The sequence below is a fragment of the Parabacteroides chinchillae genome (assembly GCF_900108035.1).
Classification (GTDB): Bacteria; Bacteroidota; Bacteroidia; order Bacteroidales; family Tannerellaceae; genus Parabacteroides; species Parabacteroides chinchillae.
The window spans coordinates 287,615-309,723 of sequence record NZ_FNVS01000001.1 but is presented as its reverse complement, the minus strand read 5'-3'; the positions used below and the strand labels follow the sequence as shown (position 1 = coordinate 309,723).

General features: G+C 38.3%; 17 protein-coding genes and 2 pseudogenes. 11 read left to right on the top strand and 8 right to left on the bottom strand.

Going from position 1 to position 22,109, the window contains the following annotated elements; all coding sequences use genetic code 11:
* Positions 1-9: 9 nt before the first annotated feature.
* The 3 genes from C4S38_RS01190 to C4S38_RS01180 all read right to left on the bottom strand — a co-directional run bounded on the left by C4S38_RS01190 (position 10) and on the right by C4S38_RS01180 (position 3,027).
* Positions 10-948 carry a Fe-S cluster domain-containing protein gene (locus C4S38_RS01190; protein WP_103982200.1) on the bottom strand — a complete coding sequence of 313 codons (939 nt, stop codon included), beginning with the start codon at positions 946-948 and terminating at the stop codon, positions 10-12.
* 10 nt (positions 949-958) lie between these two features.
* On the bottom strand, positions 959-1,375 hold the full coding sequence (locus C4S38_RS01185; RefSeq protein ID WP_103982199.1) for a SoxR reducing system RseC family protein: 417 nt from the start codon (positions 1,373-1,375) through the stop codon (positions 959-961).
* A gap of 101 nt (positions 1,376-1,476) precedes the next feature.
* Entirely contained in the window at positions 1,477-3,027 is a 1,551-nt protein-coding gene (locus C4S38_RS01180; RefSeq protein WP_103982198.1) for a DUF3078 domain-containing protein, read from the bottom strand.
* Positions 3,028-3,553: 526 nt separating this feature from the next.
* Between C4S38_RS01180 and C4S38_RS01175 the strand changes: the two genes are divergently transcribed.
* The 3 genes and pseudogenes from C4S38_RS01175 to C4S38_RS16285 all read left to right on the top strand — a co-directional run.
* Positions 3,554-5,170 carry a CTP synthase gene (locus tag C4S38_RS01175; protein WP_103982197.1) on the top strand — a complete coding sequence of 539 codons (1,617 nt, stop codon included), beginning with the start codon at positions 3,554-3,556 and terminating at the stop codon, positions 5,168-5,170.
* Positions 5,171-5,173: 3 nt separating this feature from the next.
* The gene (yidC, locus tag C4S38_RS01170; RefSeq protein ID WP_103982196.1) at positions 5,174-7,075 is read left to right on the top strand and encodes a membrane protein insertase YidC; all 1,902 of its coding nucleotides are present in this window, start codon (positions 5,174-5,176) and stop codon (positions 7,073-7,075) included.
* A 236-nt stretch (positions 7,076-7,311) separates the two neighbouring features.
* Positions 7,312-7,977: pseudogene (locus C4S38_RS16285) on the top strand (DUF6057 family protein); the annotation flags it as partial.
* On the opposite strand, the gene C4S38_RS15755 reads toward C4S38_RS16285, so the two are convergent.
* Genes C4S38_RS15755 through C4S38_RS01160 form a run of 3 tightly spaced genes read right to left on the bottom strand, consistent with a single transcriptional unit; the run spans position 7,971 to position 11,253 of the window.
* Positions 7,971-8,141 (bottom strand): hypothetical protein, encoded by a 171-nt coding sequence (locus C4S38_RS15755; RefSeq protein ID WP_160034616.1) that lies wholly within the window; start codon positions 8,139-8,141, stop codon positions 7,971-7,973. The pseudogene C4S38_RS16285 and the gene C4S38_RS15755 overlap by 7 nt on opposite strands.
* Positions 8,142-8,198: 57 nt before the next feature.
* A complete protein-coding gene (gene kdsB / locus C4S38_RS01165; RefSeq protein ID WP_103982195.1) occupies positions 8,199-8,954 on the bottom strand; it encodes a 3-deoxy-manno-octulosonate cytidylyltransferase in 756 nt (251 codons plus the stop codon).
* A gap of 34 nt (positions 8,955-8,988) precedes the next feature.
* Entirely contained in the window at positions 8,989-11,253 is a 2,265-nt protein-coding gene (locus C4S38_RS01160; protein WP_103982194.1) for a cation:proton antiporter, read from the bottom strand.
* A 71-nt stretch (positions 11,254-11,324) separates the two neighbouring features.
* Between C4S38_RS01160 and C4S38_RS01155 the strand changes: the two genes are divergently transcribed.
* A complete protein-coding gene (locus C4S38_RS01155; protein WP_103982193.1) occupies positions 11,325-11,966 on the top strand; it encodes an AlbA family DNA-binding domain-containing protein in 642 nt (213 codons plus the stop codon).
* A gap of 44 nt (positions 11,967-12,010) precedes the next feature.
* On the opposite strand, the gene C4S38_RS01150 is transcribed toward C4S38_RS01155, so the two are convergent.
* Positions 12,011-13,390: an NfeD family protein gene (locus tag C4S38_RS01150; RefSeq protein WP_103982192.1), complete on the bottom strand. Its 1,380-nt coding sequence runs from the start codon at positions 13,388-13,390 to the stop codon at positions 12,011-12,013.
* 260 nt (positions 13,391-13,650) lie between these two features.
* On the opposite strand from C4S38_RS01150, the gene C4S38_RS01145 reads away from it, so the two are divergent.
* The 6 genes from C4S38_RS01145 (at position 13,651) to C4S38_RS01120 (ending at position 20,791) form a co-directional block, all read left to right on the top strand.
* On the top strand, positions 13,651-14,160 hold the full coding sequence (locus C4S38_RS01145) for an RNA polymerase sigma factor (RefSeq protein ID WP_103982191.1): 510 nt from the start codon (positions 13,651-13,653) through the stop codon (positions 14,158-14,160).
* A 126-nt stretch (positions 14,161-14,286) separates the two neighbouring features.
* The gene (locus C4S38_RS01140; RefSeq protein ID WP_103982190.1) at positions 14,287-15,309 is read left to right on the top strand and encodes a threonine aldolase family protein; all 1,023 of its coding nucleotides are present in this window, start codon (positions 14,287-14,289) and stop codon (positions 15,307-15,309) included.
* Positions 15,310-15,427: 118 nt separating this feature from the next.
* The gene (locus C4S38_RS01135) at positions 15,428-17,287 is read left to right on the top strand and encodes an endonuclease/exonuclease/phosphatase family protein (protein WP_103982189.1); all 1,860 of its coding nucleotides are present in this window, start codon (positions 15,428-15,430) and stop codon (positions 17,285-17,287) included.
* An 11-nt stretch (positions 17,288-17,298) separates the two neighbouring features.
* Positions 17,299-18,672, top strand: coding sequence for a nucleobase:cation symporter-2 family protein (locus tag C4S38_RS01130; protein WP_103982188.1), 1,374 nt, complete (start codon positions 17,299-17,301; stop codon positions 18,670-18,672).
* 7 nt (positions 18,673-18,679) lie between these two features.
* Complete coding sequence (xpt, locus tag C4S38_RS01125; protein WP_103982187.1) at positions 18,680-19,246, top strand: xanthine phosphoribosyltransferase; 567 nt, start codon at positions 18,680-18,682, stop codon at positions 19,244-19,246.
* Positions 19,247-19,270: 24 nt separating this feature from the next.
* Positions 19,271-20,791, top strand: a complete 1,521-nt coding sequence (locus C4S38_RS01120) for a serine hydrolase domain-containing protein (RefSeq protein ID WP_160034614.1) — start codon at positions 19,271-19,273, stop codon at positions 20,789-20,791.
* 43 nt (positions 20,792-20,834) lie between these two features.
* On the opposite strand, the pseudogene C4S38_RS01115 reads toward C4S38_RS01120, so the two are convergent.
* Positions 20,835-21,158 (bottom strand): annotated as a pseudogene (locus C4S38_RS01115) (succinate--CoA ligase subunit alpha); the annotation flags it as partial.
* Between the two features lie 103 nt (positions 21,159-21,261).
* Here C4S38_RS01115 and C4S38_RS01110 point away from each other — a divergent pair.
* Positions 21,262-22,038 (top strand): SGNH/GDSL hydrolase family protein, encoded by a 777-nt coding sequence (locus C4S38_RS01110; protein ID WP_103982185.1) that lies wholly within the window; start codon positions 21,262-21,264, stop codon positions 22,036-22,038.
* Positions 22,039-22,109 lie beyond the last annotated feature (71 nt).

The window sequence follows — 22,109 nt, the reverse complement described above, 5'->3', positions numbered from 1 at the left end:
GATTTTATTTTAATTTGTTTTTTCTTTGACCTTTTCTTGTGGGGCGGCAACTTCCTTTGTTACCGGCGTCTTTTCTGTTTTTGGAGCAGGTGTTGGTTTATCAGCTCCGGTTTTTGTGTCCGTCGCAGCTTCCTTGCGGGGCGGGAAGTTCAATTCGTGGATAGCGCCGGTCGGACATACGGCTACACACTTGCGGCATAAACGGCATTTGGTATAGTCGATATAAGCAAGATTATTTGTAACGGTTATTGCCTCGAACGGACATTCTTTCTCACATTTACCGCAACCTATACAAGCGTTTGTACATGCTTTTCTTGCAACAGCTCCTTTGTCTTTATTTACGCAGCTGACATAAATACGGCGGGATTTCGGGCCTTTTTTACGCAGTTCGATGATGTTCTTTGGACAAGCCTTTACGCAGGCACCGCAAGAGGTACATTTTTCTTCGTCTACTTCCGGTAGTCCGGTTTCTATATTGATATGAATAGCATCGAATGTACAGACGTTTACACAGTCTCCGTAGCCCAGACAACCGAAGGAACAACCTGTTTCCCCTCCATATAATGTGGATGCTATGGCACAGCTTTGAGATCCGTCGTATTGATTATTGCGTGGGCGGACCGAGCATGTACCGTTACAACGGACAACTGCAACCATCGGTTCCGCACTTGCGGCTTCTTTACCCAGGATAGATGCAACTTTTGCCATTGTAGGTGCTCCACCGACCGGACATAACAGCCCGTCTAAAGTATCAGCTTTTACGCAAGCTCCTGCAAAGCCTGAACATCCCGGATATCCGCAACCTCCACAGTTTGCACCCGGTAAAGCTTCCTGAACCTGTGCAATACGGGGATCTTCATAAACTTCAAATTTTTTGGAGGCGGCGTATAATAACAAAGCACCGATTGCTCCAATTACTCCTAAAGAAATAACGGCAATTAAAATCATGATATTATTATCAATTAAGTTTTTTCAAAGTAAAAATAAATCGTTTTTTTAGTTTATCGCGTAAAAAATATAAGATGCAATAATACACCGCTAATACAAAAAGGCCGCAAAGTCCACTGATGGTTTCTTTCCATTGCAGGTTGTTGCCCATAACTATGGCGATGACAACAATAATCAAGGGAAGAATAAAAGCCAGCAACACAGCTTGAAGACCTAATGAACTTTGCCCGCAAATCGTAACGTTTTCGTTTATCCGGAATTTTCCGGTATAGTCGGGAACTTCAATAATTTTGTCTTTACATTCGGATGCTGCACACATAGACTTTGCATGGCATCCTGAACAGGCCGATTGTTGTGTAATTCTGACAAAGACGAGGTTTCCTTCTATCTTTTCTATTACTCCGTTATGATTTATGCTATCACTCATATTTGTAATCTCGACATTGCAAAACCGGGGCAAAAATAGTCATTATTTAGATATTATGTCATGATTAACAAAGTTTAGTATGTGAATATTTTCAATTCTTCTTACCATTTGTAATTAAACCCGAAACTAAGCAACTCATTAATTTGAAGATAAGAATCGAAGTCTTCGTTTTTGGCAACAGCGTCGTCATAACGGAGGTTTAAAGATATAGTGGTTGAGAAGAACCGGCTGATAGCCATTGTTAACCGGTTTTCAAATTCGCCCAATATGCGGTCGTAACTGGTGAAGTAGTAAAAACGCGAATACCAGCTTACATTACGGTTAAACTGGAATGTAGCAGTAGCATTGACCGTAGAACCGAACTGGCTTAACTTGTTGTTGAACTTTCCGGTTGCTTCGTCTTTTTTGAAACCGTGGCGTCCTAAATCGATATCCTTATCTATACTATACATAAATGTATAAGAAAGAGGTGCGAGATTTATAGACATCGTCAGGTTTTTATGACGTTTGTTCGCAAATTTTTTATTCAGGTCATATTTCATACCGAGACCGAGGTTAACACTGAATGGTGCTAAAAGAGCAGCCATTATGTTATTTGTGTTTTCCTGATAATTGGAAAATAACTGCGTCTGGAATGTGGCATCAAATGTATAATACCATTTATTGAATGCTCTGTAACCAAAGTTGCTGTGGACGCGGAATACGTCATCGCCTATTTTATAATCGCGCAAAGTATCCTTTGGCGCTGTGTATAGATTCGTTTTCCACTCCAGTTCGTTGGTAAACTGTATTTTGTCTTTATTATAATTGTATACGAAGTATTGGCGGTTTGTCAGGTTTAAAGTACTTACACCTCCTTTATGCCAGTTCGGCGAGATATAATTTTGTGCAAACTGGATGGCGCTTTCAAAATGTGATATCCAGTAACGTCTTTCCGGGATGAATTTAACCGGAGCATCGACATCGCTGAAGCTAGCTTCGTTTTCTATTTTTAGAGGTAAATCTTCGTAAGTCGTTTTCTTGATAGCCTTTGGTTTTATGACGTCCTTGGGCAAATCATTTAATGAATAGCGGAAATAAGTTGGATAGTTATTTTGTACATATTGATATGCCAGATCTTCTATCTTACGATTCAATAGTTCATTTTTAAAAATTGTATCAGTTTGGACAAGAGGTTTTAATATGCTTTTTGGTTTCAGGGAATTCGGATCAAAGAAGTTCAAGTCTTTAGGAAGAACTTCTCCTTTGAAGACGATTGGCATAAACAACGGGTTTACAATAATTGTATCTTTGAAAGTCATGTTTTCATTAAAAGCTGTAGAGGCATCACGTACCAGGTGTGCCCAATACAATGCTTCTTCGGAAAGTTCCAATTCATCCTTTTTCAGAAAACGGAGCAGGCTTTCGTTTGGAACAGATGGGGCGGAATAGGTTTTATTTTGCTTTTCGAATTGGGAACGGATATCTACAATTTTATTTAAGTTCTTGTCGTCAAGGTTGACGGAAGGAATTGTGTCTGTTATGATTTCTGCCTGTGATGCCTGCTGTATGGCATTGCCTGTTAGAATATTAGATTCCTGAGCCTTCGTTGTGAAGTGCAGCATGGACAATAGTCCCAATAATACACATGCGCTATACCCTTTCATCATCATAATACCGTTTTACATTTGTTAGCTATAATGCGTGCAAAATTAGCCAAAAAGAATGATATCTACTAATCTTTTACATCATATAACAATCTTTTCATCTGGATGATTTTATATGAGCTTCTGTCGTTGTCATTCGACCCTTTGTGGTTTGATTTATTGTATCGCACAATTTATTGAAAACGATACGGATATTTATTCTTTTTACCAAGCGCAAAATTAATTACTACCTTGCTAAAAATTAATTTTGACCCGGGGCGAATTTAATTTTGTCCTAGGTCAAAAGAATAAAAGTACAGGATTTTTTATATAAATAGTCGGTGGGGTATTTTAATGGGTAATTATATTTTTATTTATTGGTGTGTATAATGGCATATACAATCATTGTTGAATGTTAGTTTTGGAATGTATCTTATAAGTTTTGAAAAATATAAATATGGTTTACTTGTTGGTATGTGTAAATGAAAATCACTAACTTTGCAGTTTTGAAATACAAATATGCTAATAATAAGATAACTAAAATATTACTAACGTGGCAGATACAAAGTACATTTTCGTTACGGGCGGTGTAGTCTCTTCATTAGGAAAGGGCATTATTTCCGCATCATTGGGTAAATTACTTCAGGCAAGAGGTTACAAGGTTACTATCCAAAAGTTTGACCCGTACATTAATATCGATCCGGGTACACTGAACCCGTATGAACATGGTGAATGTTATGTAACCGTAGACGGACATGAGGCTGATTTGGACTTAGGTCATTATGAACGCTTTTTGAATGTTCAGACGACCCGTGCAAACAATATTACTACAGGACGTATTTATCAGAGCGTAATCAGTAAGGAGCGTAAAGGCGATTATCTGGGGAAAACGGTACAGGTCGTTCCTCATATCACTGATGAAATTAAGCGTAACGTAAAATTGCTGGGTTCAAAGTATAAATTTGATTTTGTAATTACGGAGATTGGCGGAACAGTAGGCGATATTGAATCATTGCCTTTTATTGAAAGTGTCCGTCAGTTAAAATGGGAATTAGGTAAAAATTGTATTTGCGTACATCTTACTTATGTGCCTTATATAGCGGCTGCGAAAGAATATAAAACGAAACCGACGCAACATTCTGTAAAACAGTTGCAGGAATTAGGTATTCAACCGGATGTGCTGGTGTTGCGTACCGAACATGAACTTAAAACGGATTTATTACGCAAAGTCGCTTTGTTCTGTAATGTGGCGGAAGATGCGGTAATACAGTCAATAGATGTCCCTACGATTTATGAAGTTCCGTTGGTATTGCAACGTCAGAAAATGGACGAAATAATTTTACGCAAAGTTGGATTGGAAGTTGGAGCTACACCGGAATTAAAACCCTGGAAAGAGTTCCTTGCACTGAAGACTTCTGCTACGGAATCAGTAAAAATAGGATTGGTAGGTAAATATGTAGAATTGCAGGATGCTTATAAGTCTATAGACGAATCTTTGTTGCAGGCTGCTATTTATAATCACCGTAAACTGGATTTGCATTTATTCCATTCTGAAAAGTTGAACGACAGCAATGCTGCCGAACTATTGAAGGATATGGATGGAATACTGATTGCTCCGGGATTCGGGCAGCGTGGTATTGAAGGTAAGTTTGCAGCTATTAAATATGCCCGTGAAAATGATATACCTTGCTTGGGTATATGTCTGGGTATGCAGTGTATGGTTATAGAATACGCACGTGATGTGCTGGGTATGACCGATGCTAATTCGACAGAGATGGAACCGAATACGGCCCATAAGGTGATCGACATAATGGAAGAACAGAAAAATGTAACCAATATGGGCGGTTCAATGCGTTTAGGTGCATACGACTGTACTTTGAAGAAAGGCTCTAAAGCTTATGAAGCTTATGGCAAAGAACATATACAGGAGCGCCATCGCCACCGTTTTGAATTTAATAATGAATATAAAGATCAGTTTGAAGCTGCCGGAATGAAGTGTACGGGTGAGAATCCGGATACCAATTTAGTGGAAGTCGTAGAAATCCCGAAATTGAAATGGTTTGTCGGCGTACAATATCATCCTGAATATAACAGCACTGTCGTGAATCCGAATCCGCTTTTCCTTAGTTTTGTGAAGGCGGCTGTAGATAATAAAAAATCGAAGAAATAATAGATGGACAAAAATACAATAATAGGTTTCCTGCTAATAGGCGTAGTCTTATTTGGGTTTAGCTGGCTGAACCAGCCTTCGCCGGAGCAGTTGGAGGCACAACGCCGTTATAATGATTCGATCGCGAAGATTGAATATGCTCAACAGCAAGAATTACAAAAACAGGAAAATAAGACGGCTGATGCCGAGGAGGCATTAGAAAGCTTACCCGATTCTGTACGTGTAGCCCGTTTGGAGAAAAGTTTCGGCGTATTTGCTGAGGCTATGGTAGGAACAGACAGCTATACTGTATTGGAAAACGATCTGGTAGAACTTCATTTGAGTAATAAAGGGGGACGTGTCAGTTATGCACGTCTGAAGGAATATGATACTTATGATTCGAAACCTCTTGTTCTTTTTGATGAAAATGATTCTAAGTTTAACTTTACACTGGTAACGGCTACAAACCGTGTTGTCAATACAAGCGAATTGTATTTTACTCCGGTAAAAGGTAATGACCCGAACACAATAACAATGCGCCTTAGTACGGGCGAAGGAAGTTCTTTGGACTTTACGTATACATTAAAGCCGGATGATTATATGCTTTCTTTTTCAGTAAAGGGTACAGGCATGAACGGCGTGTTGGCACCGTCTACCAACTCTCTTGATTTGATGTGGCAGCAAGGTATTATCCAGCAGGAGAAAGGACGTAAGTTTGAAGACCGTTATGTGGGATTGTACTATAAATTTATATCCGATAATGTAGAATACTTGAGTGAATCTAAAAGCGACAGCAAGCAGATCCCGAACCGTCTGAGATGGATTGGTTATAAGGATATGTTTTTTTCGACAGTATTGATTTCGGATACAGGCTTTGAAGCAACTACTTTGGACTCGGAAGTGGTTCCCAGTGGCGACATATTGAAGCGGTTTAAAGCGACTACGTCCGTTCCGTTCGATTTGCAGGGAAAAGAATCTACAGACTTCCGTTTCTATTTCGGTCCTAATAAATTCGCTTTGTTAAAATCTTTTGATAAAGATGTAAAAGTGGAAGACCAGCAGTTGGATCTGGAAAAGCTGGTTCCGCTGGGTTGGGGTATTTTCCGTTGGGTAAACCAGTATTTTGTTATTCCGTTGTTTGATTTTTTGGGTTCGTTTATCCATAGCTACGGATTGATAATATTCTTGTTAACATTAATAGTGAAGATTATTTTGTTCCCGCTGACTTATAAGTCGTATATGTCTTCTGCCAAACTGCGTGTATTGCGTCCGCAGGTAGAAGAGATTAATGCTAAATATCCGGGACAGGATAAGGCTGTGGAGCGTCAGAAGGCAACGATGGAATTATATAGTCGTGCCGGAGCCAGCCCGATGAGTGGCTGTTTGCCGATGTTATTGCAGATGCCGGTTTTGGTTGCTCTGTTTATGTTCTTTCCGTCGGCTATTGAATTACGTCACCAGAGTTTCCTTTGGGCGCACGATTTATCTACGTACGACGCTATTGTAAGCTGGAATACGCAGATACCTATAATCTCGACCTATTTTGGTAATCATATCAGTTTGTTCTGTTTGTTGATGACTATTACCAATATTATATATACAAAGTATAATATGGAAATGACCAATACAGGACAACAACAGATGCCGGGTATGAAGGTTATGATGTATATGATGCCGTTGATGTTCTTGTTTATTTTTAATAACTATGCATCCGGTTTGACATATTACTATTTTATTTCTACATTGATAACTATTATCCAGACACTTGTATTCCGTTATACTATTAACGAAGATAAGCTGCTGGCTAAATTGGAAGCCAATAAAAGGAAGCCCGTTAAAAAATCTAGCTTTATGAAGCGTCTGGAAGAGGCTCAGAAAGTTCAGCAGGCTCAGTTGGAAAAACAAAAACAGCAGAAAAGGAAATAAAGTACGACACGAATATTCAAATTGAAAAAGGAGAAACGGATGTATGAATCGGTTTCTCCTTTTTTTCTTGAATTTTTAAATATGATTGATATTTTCCAGTAAAAACTGTGAACATTTGTATAGCCTAATTTGTATAATATATATAGATAATTCGTTTGCACCGTAATAGAAATAAGGTCCTGGTGTGTTGGAATTAAAAAAACGTTGGGCCTTTCCTACCATATTATTCGTAAATAATGGCAAAAAAGATAATTGTGTTGAGGGGAGTAGTTGCTGTGATATTTGTAACTGCGTGTTTTTTGTTTTTTAATTATTCCTATCCGTTTTATTTGTTCCACTCAGGGCAAATGCCTGTTCCGGTGCCTATTTCCGATTTGTCTTCCTATTTGGATAAACCTGCTGTATTAGCTAGTTTTATAGGAGATTTCTTGAGTTCTCGGTTTTCTTCGCCTACTGTGGCAGCGAGTGTAATAACTTTGGTTTTCTTAGTTGAGTGGTTTATCATTACCAAGATGTTGAATAAATTCAATATTGGGAATATTGCTATTTTGTATGCTCTTTTTCCGGTTGTATTTGAATGGATATTCTATTGCCAATTGTCAAATTCGCTATCTTCCACCTTGTCGATAATGATTGCTTTGGTTGCATTTTATCTTTATGCAAAAATAAAAGGAAAGTGGGCGTCTCTTATTCTTGGGATTGCAGTGCTTCCATTGATTTATTTTGTGGCGGGCGGACGTCTGATAGCTTTTTCTTTAATGGTTCTTCTATACGAAGCGGAAAGTGGCAGGGTTCGTTGGATATATTGGGTGATACTTTTGGTTTTGAGTTATTTGTTTCCTGTTTTGGGTGCTTGCTATTATGATATCTCGGAAGAAGAGGCTTATCTGTATCCTTACATAATGATACGGGCTATGGTGCCTGCCATGGTTTTAGTATTTGGTTTGCTGGTATTGCAGATACGAACTGTCAGAAAAATAAAATTGAATGTAAAGTCTGCTTCTTTCTTAATTATATTGTTGGTCTTTATCCTGATTGCAGGAACTAATGCACAAAGAAAGTGCATCCAGAAGAAATTTAGTTCTCCGGATGCTATAGGCCTGGTTAAGGCTATTACCGATTCTTATTTGTGGGAGGCAAGGAATTCAAGGGCTTTTTCCATATCCTCGGGAGTGTCTATGCCGATTGTCTCCAGTTCAGTAATTCCTACTTTAATCTTATATCCGTTTTCCAACCAGCGCAGTTGTTCCAGACTTTCCGCCAATTCTAAGGGAGATTGCGGTAAACAGGTGATTTCTTTAAGAACATTTGCACGGTATGCATATAAACCGATATGTTTATAATAGGTATGATTGGGTAACCATTCCGTATATTTTTTTCCTCTCATATAAGGAATTATAGAACGACTGAAGTACATGGCTTCATTGTTCTTGTTTAATACAACCTTTGGAGAATTGGCATTGAACAGTGTGGTTTCGAAATCGTCATCGGGACGGAATGGCTTCACCAAAGTTGCAATTTGGACACTGTCATCGGAAAAACAAGCTTTGACTGTTTCTATTTGTTTGGGTTGAATAAATGGTTCGTCGCCTTGGATATTTACGACAATATCATATCCATTGCCTGTTTTACAAAAGGCTTCGTAGCAACGATCTGTTCCACTACGGTGTTGGTCGGAGGTCATAACAACGTTACCTCCGAATGCCTTTACTGCATTTTCAATCCGACTATCGTCTGTGGCAACACAAACAGCGTCCAATACGTTTTGCACTTGTTCGTAAACACGTTGGATCATGGGTTTTCCTCCCATATCGGCTAAAGGCTTTCCCGGAAAGCGGGTGGAAGCGTATCGTGCGGGTATAATTCCTATAAATTTCATATTTATATGATTTATGTACTTTGTAATAGTAAAGTTATAATTTTTTACCTTCGCTCAGGCGGAGAACTTTTTCCCGTTCTCCAACGATCCAGATAATATCGCCTTCTTCAAAAACTGTACTGGGAGGCGGGTTCATGATGGATGTAGTTCCTCGTTCGATACCAATGACCAGACAAGCGGCTTTGTCTCGTATTCCTGATTCAACAATGGTTCTTCCGATTAATCGTGAGCCGGATACGATGGTGAACTGTTCCATATTTATTTCTTCGGTATTGCCGGAGATTGTATTGGTATTGGATAAACGGTATCGTTCTTCTATATACTTGCGAAAGTGTTCCAGATCGTCGTCTCCTCCTACAACAACTAATTTGTCGTATGGATATAAGCGTTCATTGCCTCCCGGAATATTAATCCGCTTGTTTCCACGTATAATAGTTACAATGTTTACATTGCATTTTTGTCTGAAATTGAGTTCCAGTAATGTTTTGCCCATACTGGGTGAGTTGGGACGAACTTCAAAATCGGCTAAGTGAAGGTCTCTCTCTAGTAAATGGTTGGCAAAGCGTTGATTGATCGGAGCTTTTTTCTCTGCTTCTGTTTCGCGGGCAGTTAAATTGCTGAAAAAATGACGCTCCATTAAAATGGACTGTTTTTTTAATTTTTTTGAGAATATAATTATAGCGATCACGGCAGAGGCAACCGACAATACAATCCCCACTTTCAAATTTAATAGTTGGGCAACGGGGAGCATAACCATACCTATGCATAAAAGTATACGAAGTATGATAAGCGAAACCAGAGGTCCCCGGTTGTATTTACTGTCATTCCATAATTGTAGAAATTCTTCCGAGTGGTTTTTTTTCATCATAATAGCCCGTAGCATAGGGGAAATCAAAGCAAGAATGAGGCATAATGCTAATATAGCTCCTTTGATACCGGGTATTTCCCTGGTGATAAGAGGTGCCACAAACTCGAGCCATATAAAGATAAGTACTAATGATACGGCTGTATAAGTTCCAACAATACGCATTAATGCTTTGAGAAGTTTATCCCATGCGCTTTTTTGCCGGATTGTATTGGAGCCGGAAGAGTAGCGTACCAAAAATTTTTTCCAGGAATTAGGTATGACCCGGTCTGCTATTTTGTACGCAGGTTCGGCAAGCCGGATCATGTAGGGCGTAAAGAATGTGGTTATTACAGATACAGCAACCACTATAGGATATAAATAATGATCTGTTACTTTCAGCGTTAATCCTAAAGAAGCGATAATAAATGCAAACTCTCCGATTTGAGCTAAGGAAAAACCTGATTGTATTGCTATTTTTAATGGTTGGCCTGATAGTAATACGCCGAAAGAAGCAAATCCGATTTGTCCTATCATTACTACTAGTGTCAATATGATGATCGGTACTTTATATTGCCATAATAGCACTGGGTCTATTAACATTCCAACAGATACGAAAAAGACGGCACCGAATAAGTTTTTTACCGGTTTTACAAGGTGTTCGATGTTTTCGGCTTCAACTGTTTCAGCTAGGATAGAACCCATAACGAATGCTCCGAGTGCAGCAGAAAATCCGGCTTTCGTTGCTATTATAACCATGCCGAGGCAAAGCCCGATACTAACGATTAATAATGTTTCATCATTTAGAAAACCCCGTGCTTTTTTCAAAAAGGAAGGAATTAGATAAATACCGACAACAAAACAGAAAAGAAGGAATGCTCCTAGTTTTATTACACTGTTAAGTAATTCAAGGCCTTCTACATGTTTACTGACGGCAAGGGTAGAAAGTAATACCATTAGTAAGACGGCAAATAAGTCCTCGACAACCAATATGCCGAAAACAACACCGGCAAAACGTTGGTTACGAAGTCCCATATCATCAAAAGCTTTAAAAATGATCGTTGTGGATGACATGGAAAGCATACCTCCTAAAAAGAGACTGTTCATGTGCCCCCATCCAAGAGAGAGCCCGGTTATATAACCCACTGTCATCATGCCGATAACAACAGTAATTGCTCCGATGACGGCTGTTCCGCCGACTTTCATTAATTTCTTAAAACTGAAATCCAGCCCTAAGGCAAAAAGAAGAAAAATGACACCAATATCTGCCCAGATATGAATGCTTTCTATATCGGATACTGTTGGAATTTGTTCTATAGCCGGTCCGGCGAGTATTCCGGCAACAATGTAGCCTAAAACAACCGGTTGCTTTAACCATTTGAATAACAAGGTTACTAGCCCGGCAGATATAAGTATTACAGCAAGGTCGGATATTAGCGGAGCTATTTGGGACATAGTTTCGTTGATTTTTCAATTGGCAAAGTTATGTATTTATTTTAATTTTGCAGGTCAAAAACTCTGCCAAAATGAAGAAGAGGCATCCAATAGAAACATTGATAGAACAAGGAGAGCATCAGCAACTCGATTTTAAATTTGAAGTAAGTGATAGTAAAAAAATAGCACGTACTTTGAGCGCTTTTGCGAATACGGATGGAGGGCGTTTACTGATAGGAGTGAAAGACAACGGAGCTATATCGGGTATAAGGAGTGAAGAAGAGTATTATATGATAGAAGCTGCATCGAAAATGTATACTCGTCCCGAAGTGCCTTTTACTGCAACCAAATGGGATATTAATGGTAAAATTGTGCTCGAAGTTTATATAGCACCGGGCATGGATAAGCCTTATTGTGCTCTGGATAAGGAAGACAAATATAAAGCCTATATACGTGTTGCAGATGAGAATATACTGGCAAATGAAGTTTTGGTACTTTCGTGGAAGAAAAAGTCGAAGCCGGAAGGTACTTTATTAAAAATAGGCAAACCTGTTGAAAAGTTGTTTGCCTGGCTGGATAAACATGATAGTATAAGTATTGCCCAATTCTGCCGAGTTGCTCATGTTAATTACTATACCGCAAAAAATATTTTAAGTGATTTGATGGCTATGGGTACCTTACATTATATTGTCGTAGAAAAACATATTGTTTATCAGAAACAAACAGTTAGATAAAGTAGATTGTATAATCAAATTTATCTAACTGTTTTACATTGTTTTTATATTGTTTCTACGTATACTTGGGCATTTTCAAAACGAATAACTTTTACCCGTTGCCCTTTTTCTATAAAACCACTCTCGGAAACACCATCGTATAATTCGTTGTCAATATTTACTTTCCCGGAAGGACGCAGGATGGTGGCGGCAATGCCTTCTTTCCCTATTAAGTTGTTAAATATGGGAGTAGATACAGCCTTTTCCAAATCTGCATTTAATGCTACTTTCTTAAATATGCCTTTGGTTCCTATTTTACTCGATATCCAGATACTTAGTACAAAACTGATTCCAATCCCCATGAGGACGGTAAGGGATGCCCTTCCTACTTCGGTCCCGGAAACTCCTTCAAAGTTGAAGTCTGTGTTGTTCAAAAGACTCATGGTGAGTCCGGCTATTATACAAATGATCCCACTAATGCCAGCTATTCCGAATCCCGGAATGATAAATATTTCAGCAACGATTAATATAACGCCGGCTATAAATACCAGAATTTCCCAGTTCTGAGCTAATCCATCTATATACAAAGGTGCAAAATAGAGTATAGCTGCAATAAGGGAGGCTATAGACGGAAATCCTAAACCTGGACTTTGCATTTCAAAATAAATTCCTCCGATAATAATGATAATAAGTATGGATTGAACCATCGGATTCATAAGGAACCCTTTGATATTGTCGAACCAGGATGGCGTATATGATTCAAGTTTGTAATTTTGGAATCCTAGATATTTGGTTATTACTTCGTCTGTCGATTCTGCTATACCGTCGCAGTAACCCCATTTCCGGGCTTCATCAGCCGTGAAAGTCAGAACCTTTCCTGTATCTATCAGGTTGGGTATTACTACTCGTTCGTCTACCATAGCTTCGGCAATACGAGGGTCTCTTTTCCATTTGTAGATCGTATCTCCTTGTTGTATAATAGTGTCTTTTCCGAGAGCTTCGGCCGTAGAACGTATCATAGAACGCATGTATGACTGATATTTATCAGGCATGGCTGCTCCCGTTTGATTTACTACGGTTGCAGCTCCTATATTGGCTCCTTTGCGCATATATATCTTTTTACATGCAATGGAAATGAGTGCACCAGCCGAAGCTGCGTTGTTATCGATAAACACATATACCGGGATCGGACTGTAAAGAATAGATGTCCGCATAGAATCGGCTGCTTCTAATAATCCTCCGTATGTGTTTAAATGGATTAAGACAGCCTTTGCTTTTAGCCTTTGTGCTTCTATCAATCCGTTACTAAGATATAGACGGGTGGTATTATCTATTTCTTTTTTTATATCGATTTGATATATGATTGTTTTTTCATTTGCGTTGGTTAGCAATAGAATAGAAGGATAAAATAATCCGAGTAAAATGAATGTTAATAGACTTCTCATTTAGCTTAATTCTTCTTGTTTTTTTGTTATGTTGCATTTTGTAATATTCTACTTGTAAATATTGAATTTTAAGGCCCGGTTTTGTTGTAAATTCTGCTCATTTTCAGTAAGTTTTATTGTTAAAATATTAAGTTACGATTTTTAATATTAATATTTCTCAAATGGATATTTATTTCAAATATTATATTTACATTTGTACATCCTTCAACAGTGAAAGGATAATACTTTTCAGGTATTTAACCTTTAATTATAAACTTAGTATGAATGCATTGCAATTTCAGAAAAAATTATTGAGCATGCAAGAAAATATGATGAATTTTGCATTAATGCTCACAGCAAACAGAGACGATGCTCAAGATTTGATGCAAGACACAACGCTGAAGGTATTGGATAATCAGGAAAAATTTGTTGATAATATCAATTTCAAGGGTTGGGTTTTGACAGTTATGCGTAATATTTTTATAAACAATTATCATAAAATTGTAAGAACACAAACGGTTGTAGACCAAGGAGTGGATCTGTACAATTTGGATGTTGTGAATGATTCGGGATTCGATACGCCGGACGGCGCTTACCAGATTCAGGAAATTACGAAAGCTATTAATAGTTTGAATAATGAATTGAAGATACCGTTTTCTATGTTTTTGAGTGGTTATAAATATAATGAGATCGCAGATAAACTGAATGTACCTCTGGGAACAGTGAAGAGCCGTATTTTCTTTGCCCGTCAGGAACTGCAGAAAATTTTAAAAGATTTCAGGCATGGTTAAATAATTACACAACATAATTTAAGTCGTCTTACTGTAGTTAGTAGGGCGGCTTTTTTGTTTTAAATAGTTGCTATTTAAGATATACTTTTAAATAAATCTGTAATTTTGGTGCAAAATTGGAATAAGATGAGAAGTTTTGCAAGTGATAATAATTCAGGAGTGCATCCTTTAGTTATGGATGCTGTAGTAAATGCAAATGATAATCATGCTATAGGTTATGGCGATGATCCATGGACCACTGACGCAGTTAATAAAATTAAAAGTGTGTTTGGAGAAGTAGCATCTCCTTTTTTCGTTTTTAATGGAACAGGAGCGAACTCAATAGCTCTGCAGGCCGTTACTCGTCCATTTAACAGTATTATATGTGCTGAGACGGCACATATAAATGTAGATGAATGTGGTGCTCCTGCACGAATGACAGGGTGTGCTGTTGTAACAATTTCTACACCGGATGGAAAATTGACACCAGAGTTAATAAAGCCTCGGTTACACAATTTTGGTGTCTGTCATCATTCTCAACCGAAGGCAGTTTATATATCTCAGGTTTCAGAATTGGGAACCGTCTATACGATAGAAGAAGTTAAGGCTATCGCCGATTTGCTTCATTCTAATAGTATGTATTTGCATATGGATGGAGCGCGTTTAGCTAATGCCTGTGCCTATTTGAAGTGTTCGATGAAGCAATTGACAGTTGATGCAGGTGTGGATATTTTAAGTTTTGGCGGCACTAAGAATGGGATGATGATGGGGGAAGCTGTTGTTTCTTTCCGCCCTGAAATAACCGAAAATTTACAATATTATAGGAAACAGTCTGCACAACTGGCTTCCAAACTTCGTTATTTGTCAGCTCAATTTATTCCGTATTTAGAGAATAATTTGTGGTTGGAAAATGCATTGAGAGCAAATATCAGTGCAGGTAAATTGGCTGAAATACTGAAGCAATATCCCCAGGTTAAGTTTACTCAGAAGATAGAATCTAATCAATTGTTTTTTACAATACCTTCCGAAGCTTTGAAAAAATTGCAAGAGGAATATTTCTTTTATATGTGGAATGAAGAGATAAATGAAGTTCGCCTTGTGACATCGTGGGATACAACGGGAGAAGATATAGCTCATTTTGAACAAGTATTAAAAGAAATATTTGCATAACTGAATATAGAGGTTTGTTTTTTGATTATTTAATTATCCTGATTGAAAGACTTGTTGTGCAGTCTGCCTAAATGATATTTTTTGTATTTTTGTTCCAAATACATAGAAGGGGGACATTATGAAAAATTTGATTTTGTGGGCTGCAACTGTTTTATTGTTGTTACCTGTCAGTGAAACCTTGTTGGCTGGGAATAACCAACAGGAAAGAAACACATTGCGTATCATGAGTTACAATATACGTAATGGAAAAGGTATGGATAATGTAACAAATTATCAGCGTATAGCAGATGTAATAAACCGGATGAAACCGGACGTGGTTGCAGTGCAGGAAGTTGATAGTGTGACAGGGCGCAGTGGACAAACAAATGTTCTTCAGGAATTATCAGAACGTACATTGATGTTCCGGACTTTTGCTCCCGCTATTGATTATAACGGAGGCAAGTATGGGATTGGTGTGTTAAGTAAAGAAAAACCTGTTAGTGTCCAACGTTTTCCGCTTCCCGGCAGGGAAGAAGCCCGGGCATTACTCGTTGTGGAATTTGAAAAGTATATATTTTGTTGTACGCATCTGTCTCTTACACCTGCTGATCAAGAACTTTCATTACCTATAATTCGTAAAGTTGCACAAGAATCCAATAAACCTTTTTTTATCGCCGGTGATTGGAATGCAACAGCAGCATCATCTTTACTGGCTGACATCCAGAAAGATTTTACAATTATAACAAACCCGAAGCAACCTACTTTTCCTGCAGATGAGCCAGATAGCTGTTTGGATTATATCGCTGCATATAAAACGGAAAATCTTCCATTTACCCGTTTGTCTTGTTTTGTTTGTAATGAACCGGTAGCTTCGGATCATCGTCCGGTTATTGCTGATATTGTATTTAAATCAAATAAAGAAGACATATTTTTGTCTGCTCCTTATTTGCAAAATCCGCTAGAGGGAGGTATTACGGTTATGTGGCAGACTACAGTACCGTGTTATAGTTGGGTAGAATATGGTACAGATACATTGAATCTGAAACGTGCACGTACTTTGGTTGACGGGCAGGTTATATGTAATGATTTGCATAATAAAATACGGCTGGAGAATATACAGGCCGGCCAGAAATATTATTATCGTGTTTATTCTCAGGAAATAATGCTTTATCAGGCCTATAAAAAAGAGTTTGGAGAAACAGCGGTGTCTCCTTTCTATTCCTTTACTTTGCCAAAAGCTGACGATACTGATTTTACAATGTTGGTATTTAATGATTTACATAAAAATGTCTCAACATTGGATGCTTTGTATGAACAGGTAAAAAATATACCTTATAGCTTTGTGGTTTTTAATGGTGATTGCGTTGCAGAATCGCATACGGAAGAAGAGGCTTTGTCATTCTTAACATACCTGAATGAAAAGGTGAATGCCAGTCAGGTACCTGTTTTTTATATTCGCGGTAATCATGAAATTCGAGATGCCTTTTCAATCGGGTTACGCAGCTTGTTTGATTATGTTGGCGATAAAACCTATGGCGCGTTTAATTGGGGTGACAGCCGTTTCGTGATGTTGGATTGTGGTGAAGATAAACCGGATACGACATGGGTTTATTATGGATTGAATGATTTTACGGGGTTACGACAGGAACAGCTTGGATTTCTAACTAATGAACTTAAAAGCAAGGCGTTTAAGAAAGCTTCGAAGAAAGTTTTATTAGGGCATGTTCCTCTTTATGGAAACGGAGATAAATATCAACCTTGTACTGAAATTTGGGGTGAAATATTGGCTAAAGCTCCGTTTGATGTCAATATCAGTGCACATACCCATCGTTATGTATATCATCCTAAAGGGTCGATAGGTAATAATTTCCCCGTAATTGTGGGAGGAAGCAATCACTCTGATGGTGCAACTGTCATGGTGTTGAGAAAGAATGGCAAAAATATGACTTTGCAGGTATTAAATGTAAAAGGAGAAACGTTACTTGATATAAAACTATAAGAGTCCCGGAAATGAATATGAATAATGAGGAGCAATTCGTTGAGGCCATACAACCTGTACAAGAGACTGATCTTATATATGGAATAGATGATCGTCCTCCTCTGAAGGAAACTCTATTTGCTGCTATACAGCATTTACTGGCTATTTTTGTAGCAATTATAACCCCGCCTCTTATTATTGGTGGGGCTTTAAAGTTGGATTTGGAGACAACAGGTTTCTTGGTTTCTATGGCTCTTTTTGCATCCGGTGTGTCAACTTTTGTACAATGCAGACGTATTGGAGGTGTGGGGGCCGGGCTTTTATGTATACAAGGAACCAGCTTCTCTTTTATTGGCCCTATAATTGCCACAGGGATGATTGGTGGTTTACCTATGATTTTTGGAGCATGCCTGGCTGCAGCTCCGGTTGAAATGATAATTAGCCGTACATTTAAATATATGCGTAATATAATAACACCTTTAGTATCGGGTATTGTTGTATTGTTAATCGGGCTTAGCTTGGTAAAAGTCGGTGTGGTAGCTTGTGGGGGTGGATATGCGGCCATGGACAATGGTACTTTTGGAAGTATTCGCAATATAGGTGTTGCTGCAATTGTATTATTTAGTGTGCTATTCTTTAATCGTTGTAAAAATAAATATTTAAGAATGAGTTCAATCGTTCTTGGATTATGTATTGGTTATGGATTAGCTTTTGCTTTGGGTATGGTAGATACTTCAGCTGTTCTTGGACAATCCCAGATGGGCTTTAATATTCCGGTACCGTTTAAGTACGGTATTGAATTTAGTATTTCTTCTGTTATTGCGATAGGTTTAGTCTATTTGATTACGGCGATAGAAGCAACGGGTGATATAACGGCCAATTCTATGATATCCGGTAAACCTATAGAGGGAAAAGAGTATTTGAAACGGATTTCCGGAGGCGTGTTTGCTGATGGTATGAATTCTTTTATTGCAGCCATATTTAACTCTTTTCCTAATTCCATCTTTGCGCAGAATAATGGAATAATTCAGCTAACAGGTGTTGCCAGTCGTTATGTAGGCTATTATATAGCAGGAATATTGATCTTGTTGGGACTTTTCCCTATAGTAGGCACTGTTTTTTCATTAATGCCGGATCCTGTATTGGGAGGTGCTACATTATTAATGTTCGGAACGGTTGCTGCTGCAGGCATTCGTATTATTGCGGCTCAAGAAATAAACAGAAAAGCAACCTTAGTATTAGCTGTCAGCTTATCATTGGGGTTAGGTGTGGAGTTAATGCCTGATATTCTTAAAACAGCTCCGGAAACCATTAAAGGTATATTTTCTTCCGGAATAACAACCGGAGGATTAACAGCCATTTTTGCAAATATATTTATTAGAGTAAAGGAAGAAAAAATAAAATAGAAGCCTTATGGATTTACTTAAACAACGTATTTTACAAGATGGAAGGTGCTATCCAGGCGGAATTCTCAAAGTGGATAGTTTTATTAATCATCAGATGGATCCGATGTTAATGTATAAGATTGCTGAAGAGTTTATCCGTCGTTTTAAGGGAACAGAAATAAATAAAATAGTAACAATAGAAGCTAGTGGCATAGCTCCGGCTATTATGGTTGGCTATATTATGCAATTGCCTGTTGTTTTTGTGAAAAAGAAAAAACCAAAAACAATGGATAATATGCTTTCAACAACGGTCCATTCGTTTACGAAAGACCGGGATTACAGTGTTTGTATTAGTAACAGTTTCCTGACTCCGGCAGATAACGTCCTTTTTATTGATGATTTTCTTGCTTTTGGAAATGCTGCTATAGGAATGGTTGAACTGGTTCGTCAGGCAGGAGCAAAGATCTCCGGTATGGGATTTATTATAGAAAAAGCATTTCAGGATGGAGGAAAAACATTGCGTAATATGGGAATTCATGTTGAAAGCTTAGCTATTATAGAGAATTTGGACAATTGTAAGATTAGTGTTCGATAAATTATGAAAACCTGTTTAATATCTATGCTATTAGGAATACAGCTTTTATGCCCTTCTGTATGGGCAAAAAACATAAAAGCTGATGGTCTGCAACGTAGTACGCCTGAAGCTGAAGGCATATCTTCTTCGGCAATTCTTCAATATATTGATGCTGTAGAGAAGAAAAATTTAGGCATGCATAGTTTTATGCTGCTCCGTCACGGAAAGGTTATTGCTGAAGGCTGGTGGAAACCTTATCAACCGGAATTAAGACATATTGTACATTCTGTCAGCAAAATGTTTGTATCAACCGCTGTTGGTTTTGCTATCGATGAAAAACTGATGACTTTAGATGATAAGGTGATGTGTTTTTTTCCGGAATATTTACCGGATACAATCACTCCCTACCTCGAACAATTGACAATCAGACATCTTCTTACCATGTCGGCAGGTAATGAACCTGCTCCCGTATTTACTTCTGCAGACGGAAACTGGGTGAAGGCGTTTCTGGCAACGCCGCTTGTAAATAAACCGGGCAGCAAATTTGTATATAGTTCGTATGCGACTTATATGGTTTCTGCTATTTTACAGAGAGTTACAGGGCAGCCTGTCCGTGACTATTTAAGGCCTCGTTTATTCGAGCCTTTAGGTATTTATGCTGTTTTATGGGAAGAAAGTCCAGCTGGTATTAATTGCGGAGGATGGGGGTTAAGGTTGAAAACTTCCGATTTGGCTAAACTGGGGCAATTGTATTTGCAAAGAGGTAAATGGCAGGGAAAGCAACTCCTTTCTGCATCCTGGATAGAAGAGGCAACAACTTCTCATATTAGCCCGCAACCGGATTTATCCCCCGATAAATGTACAGCAAATGATTGGGCACAAGGGTATGGTTATTATATATGGAGATGTTGTAATAATGCGTTTCGTGCAGACGGGTCCTCCGGACAATATATAATAGTAATGCCTGATCAGGATATGGTAATGGCTATTACTTCCGAATCTCCGGATATGAAGGAAGAACTAAATCTGGTATGGAAATATTTTCTTCCTGCTGTGAAAGATAAAAAACTCCCGAATGATAAGGACGCATATAATGCTTTGATGTCGAAGATGGCTACTCTTAGCTTGCCTATGCCTTTTGATAAAACTACTCTGCTAGATGATAAAACAGTGGTGCGTCATTATTCGGTAGAGCCAAATGAGCTACATATCAATCATATTTCTGTTAAGGTTGCAGATGATAAATGTTTTATGACATTGGTGACAGACGATGCTTCACACGAATTTGTTTGTGGTAACGGTCAATGGATTTATGATAAAACAGAGCGTAAAAGCCCTTATTTTGTTTCTTTGCGGCATAATTCTTCGGGTTTGTCTCCGTTTGATATAGCCGGATGTTTTGCCTGGAAAAATAAAAATGTATTGCAGATAAGGTTACTGTATTTGGAAGACAATACTTTTGAAACATTTTCTATTTCTGATGATGGAGAAGAAGCTACAGTTACATTATATAGAACTTCTGATACGAAACTGCCGGATGTCAGAATGAAAGCTCATATAGAATAGATGAATTTCAAATCCGTTTGATTCAACAAACGGATTTGAAATTTTAGCGGGTTGATTTTTGATGAAGCCCGGCTTTTAATAAAGCGGGAATTTCAGATGGTTCATTTGCTATTTTGATGCCGGCAACTTGCAGTGTTGCAATTTTTTCGGTTGCCGACCCCGATCCTCCTGAAATGATAGCTCCGGCATGTCCCATCTGCTTGCCAGGAGGAGCAGACTGACCGGCAATAAATGCTACGACAGGTTTGGTAACAGAATCTCGGATATACTGAGCAGCCAATTCTTCGGCATTTCCGCCTGTTTCGTCTATCATTGCTATAGTTTCGGTTTGCGGGTCGTTTTGCAGCATTTCAAGTAATTCGCGGAAATTTTTTATATGAAACAAATATTTTATTTCAACGGTTGAGCGATATGCCGTATTATTATTGTATTTGGAAGTTCAGACTAAATAAAATACATTTGTCTTCATTATGAAACGAACGGATTTGATTTTAGTATTGTTGCTTTTTTGCCTGGTTTCCGGTCAAATAATCGCAAATACAGGAGAAAAAAAAGTACTTAATATTGTTTTTATCGGCAACAGTATAACATATGGTGCGGGTTTGTCTGATCCTAAGCATGATGCTCCTCCTGTAAAAGCTGCCATGTATTTGGAAAAACAACCGGGGATTGCGTCTGTAAAGTTTGCAAATATGGGTGTCAGCGGTTGTACGACGGTTGATTATTTGCCGGAAACGGGAACATTGTTTTCGGGCATGCAGAAAGTTGCTGATAAATTTAAAGATGATAAAGGCTCAATGATGATCTTTTCTATTATGTTAGGCACTAACGATAGTGCCGTAAAAGGTACAAATGGTTGTCCTGTTTCTCCAGAGCAATATCAGGTTAATATGCGAAAAATTATTGATAGGTTGCTGGTTCTTTATCCTTCTTGCATAGTAGTTGTGAATCGCCCGGTATGGTACAGCCCAAATACCTATAACGGAGCTATGTATTTACAGGAAGGCCTGGAACGGCTTCAAGCGTATTATCCAGAGTTGAGGAGGTTGGTTTCTTATTACAGTGAAATAAATCCGGGACGTGTATATCTGGGAGATACACTTGGTTTCGATTATTTTAAAAAACATGCTGAGGAGGAATTACAAAAAGAGCAAGGCAATGCCGGAATCTTTCTTTTGCATCCTAACCAAAAGGGGGCTCTATCATTAGGTGAGTTGTGGGGAAAGGCTATATATAGTATTATATAAGAATTTTTTCAGGATAAGTTCGGCCCCGGACATATTATCAGTGACACAACGTCTGCAGGCAAATTTTTGAA

What these genes read in the sequence shown, in the direction of transcription:
- C4S38_RS01190 (WP_103982200.1), bottom strand. Translation starts at nt 948, where the DNA reads ATGATTTTAATTGCCGTTATTTCTTTAGGAGTAATTGGAGCAATCGGT.
- C4S38_RS01185 (WP_103982199.1), bottom strand. Translation starts at nt 1,375, where the DNA reads ATGAGTGATAGCATAAATCATAACGGAGTAATAGAAAAGATAGAAGGA.
- C4S38_RS01180 (WP_103982198.1), bottom strand. Translation starts at nt 3,027, where the DNA reads ATGATGATGAAAGGGTATAGCGCATGTGTATTATTGGGACTATTGTCC.
- yidC (WP_103982196.1), top strand. Translation starts at nt 5,174, where the DNA reads ATGGACAAAAATACAATAATAGGTTTCCTGCTAATAGGCGTAGTCTTA.
- C4S38_RS15755 (WP_160034616.1), bottom strand. Translation starts at nt 8,141, where the DNA reads ATGCACTTTCTTTGTGCATTAGTTCCTGCAATCAGGATAAAGACCAAC.
- kdsB (WP_103982195.1), bottom strand. Translation starts at nt 8,954, where the DNA reads ATGAAATTTATAGGAATTATACCCGCACGATACGCTTCCACCCGCTTT.
- C4S38_RS01160 (WP_103982194.1), bottom strand. Translation starts at nt 11,253, where the DNA reads ATGTCCCAAATAGCTCCGCTAATATCCGACCTTGCTGTAATACTTATA.
- C4S38_RS01155 (WP_103982193.1), top strand. Translation starts at nt 11,325, where the DNA reads ATGAAGAAGAGGCATCCAATAGAAACATTGATAGAACAAGGAGAGCAT.
- C4S38_RS01150 (WP_103982192.1), bottom strand. Translation starts at nt 13,390, where the DNA reads ATGAGAAGTCTATTAACATTCATTTTACTCGGATTATTTTATCCTTCT.
- C4S38_RS01145 (WP_103982191.1), top strand. Translation starts at nt 13,651, where the DNA reads ATGAATGCATTGCAATTTCAGAAAAAATTATTGAGCATGCAAGAAAAT.
- C4S38_RS01140 (WP_103982190.1), top strand. Translation starts at nt 14,287, where the DNA reads ATGAGAAGTTTTGCAAGTGATAATAATTCAGGAGTGCATCCTTTAGTT.
- C4S38_RS01135 (WP_103982189.1), top strand. Translation starts at nt 15,428, where the DNA reads ATGAAAAATTTGATTTTGTGGGCTGCAACTGTTTTATTGTTGTTACCT.
- C4S38_RS01130 (WP_103982188.1), top strand. Translation starts at nt 17,299, where the DNA reads ATGAATATGAATAATGAGGAGCAATTCGTTGAGGCCATACAACCTGTA.
- xpt (WP_103982187.1), top strand. Translation starts at nt 18,680, where the DNA reads ATGGATTTACTTAAACAACGTATTTTACAAGATGGAAGGTGCTATCCA.
- C4S38_RS01120 (WP_160034614.1), top strand. Translation starts at nt 19,271, where the DNA reads ATGCTATTAGGAATACAGCTTTTATGCCCTTCTGTATGGGCAAAAAAC.
- C4S38_RS01110 (WP_103982185.1), top strand. Translation starts at nt 21,262, where the DNA reads ATGAAACGAACGGATTTGATTTTAGTATTGTTGCTTTTTTGCCTGGTT.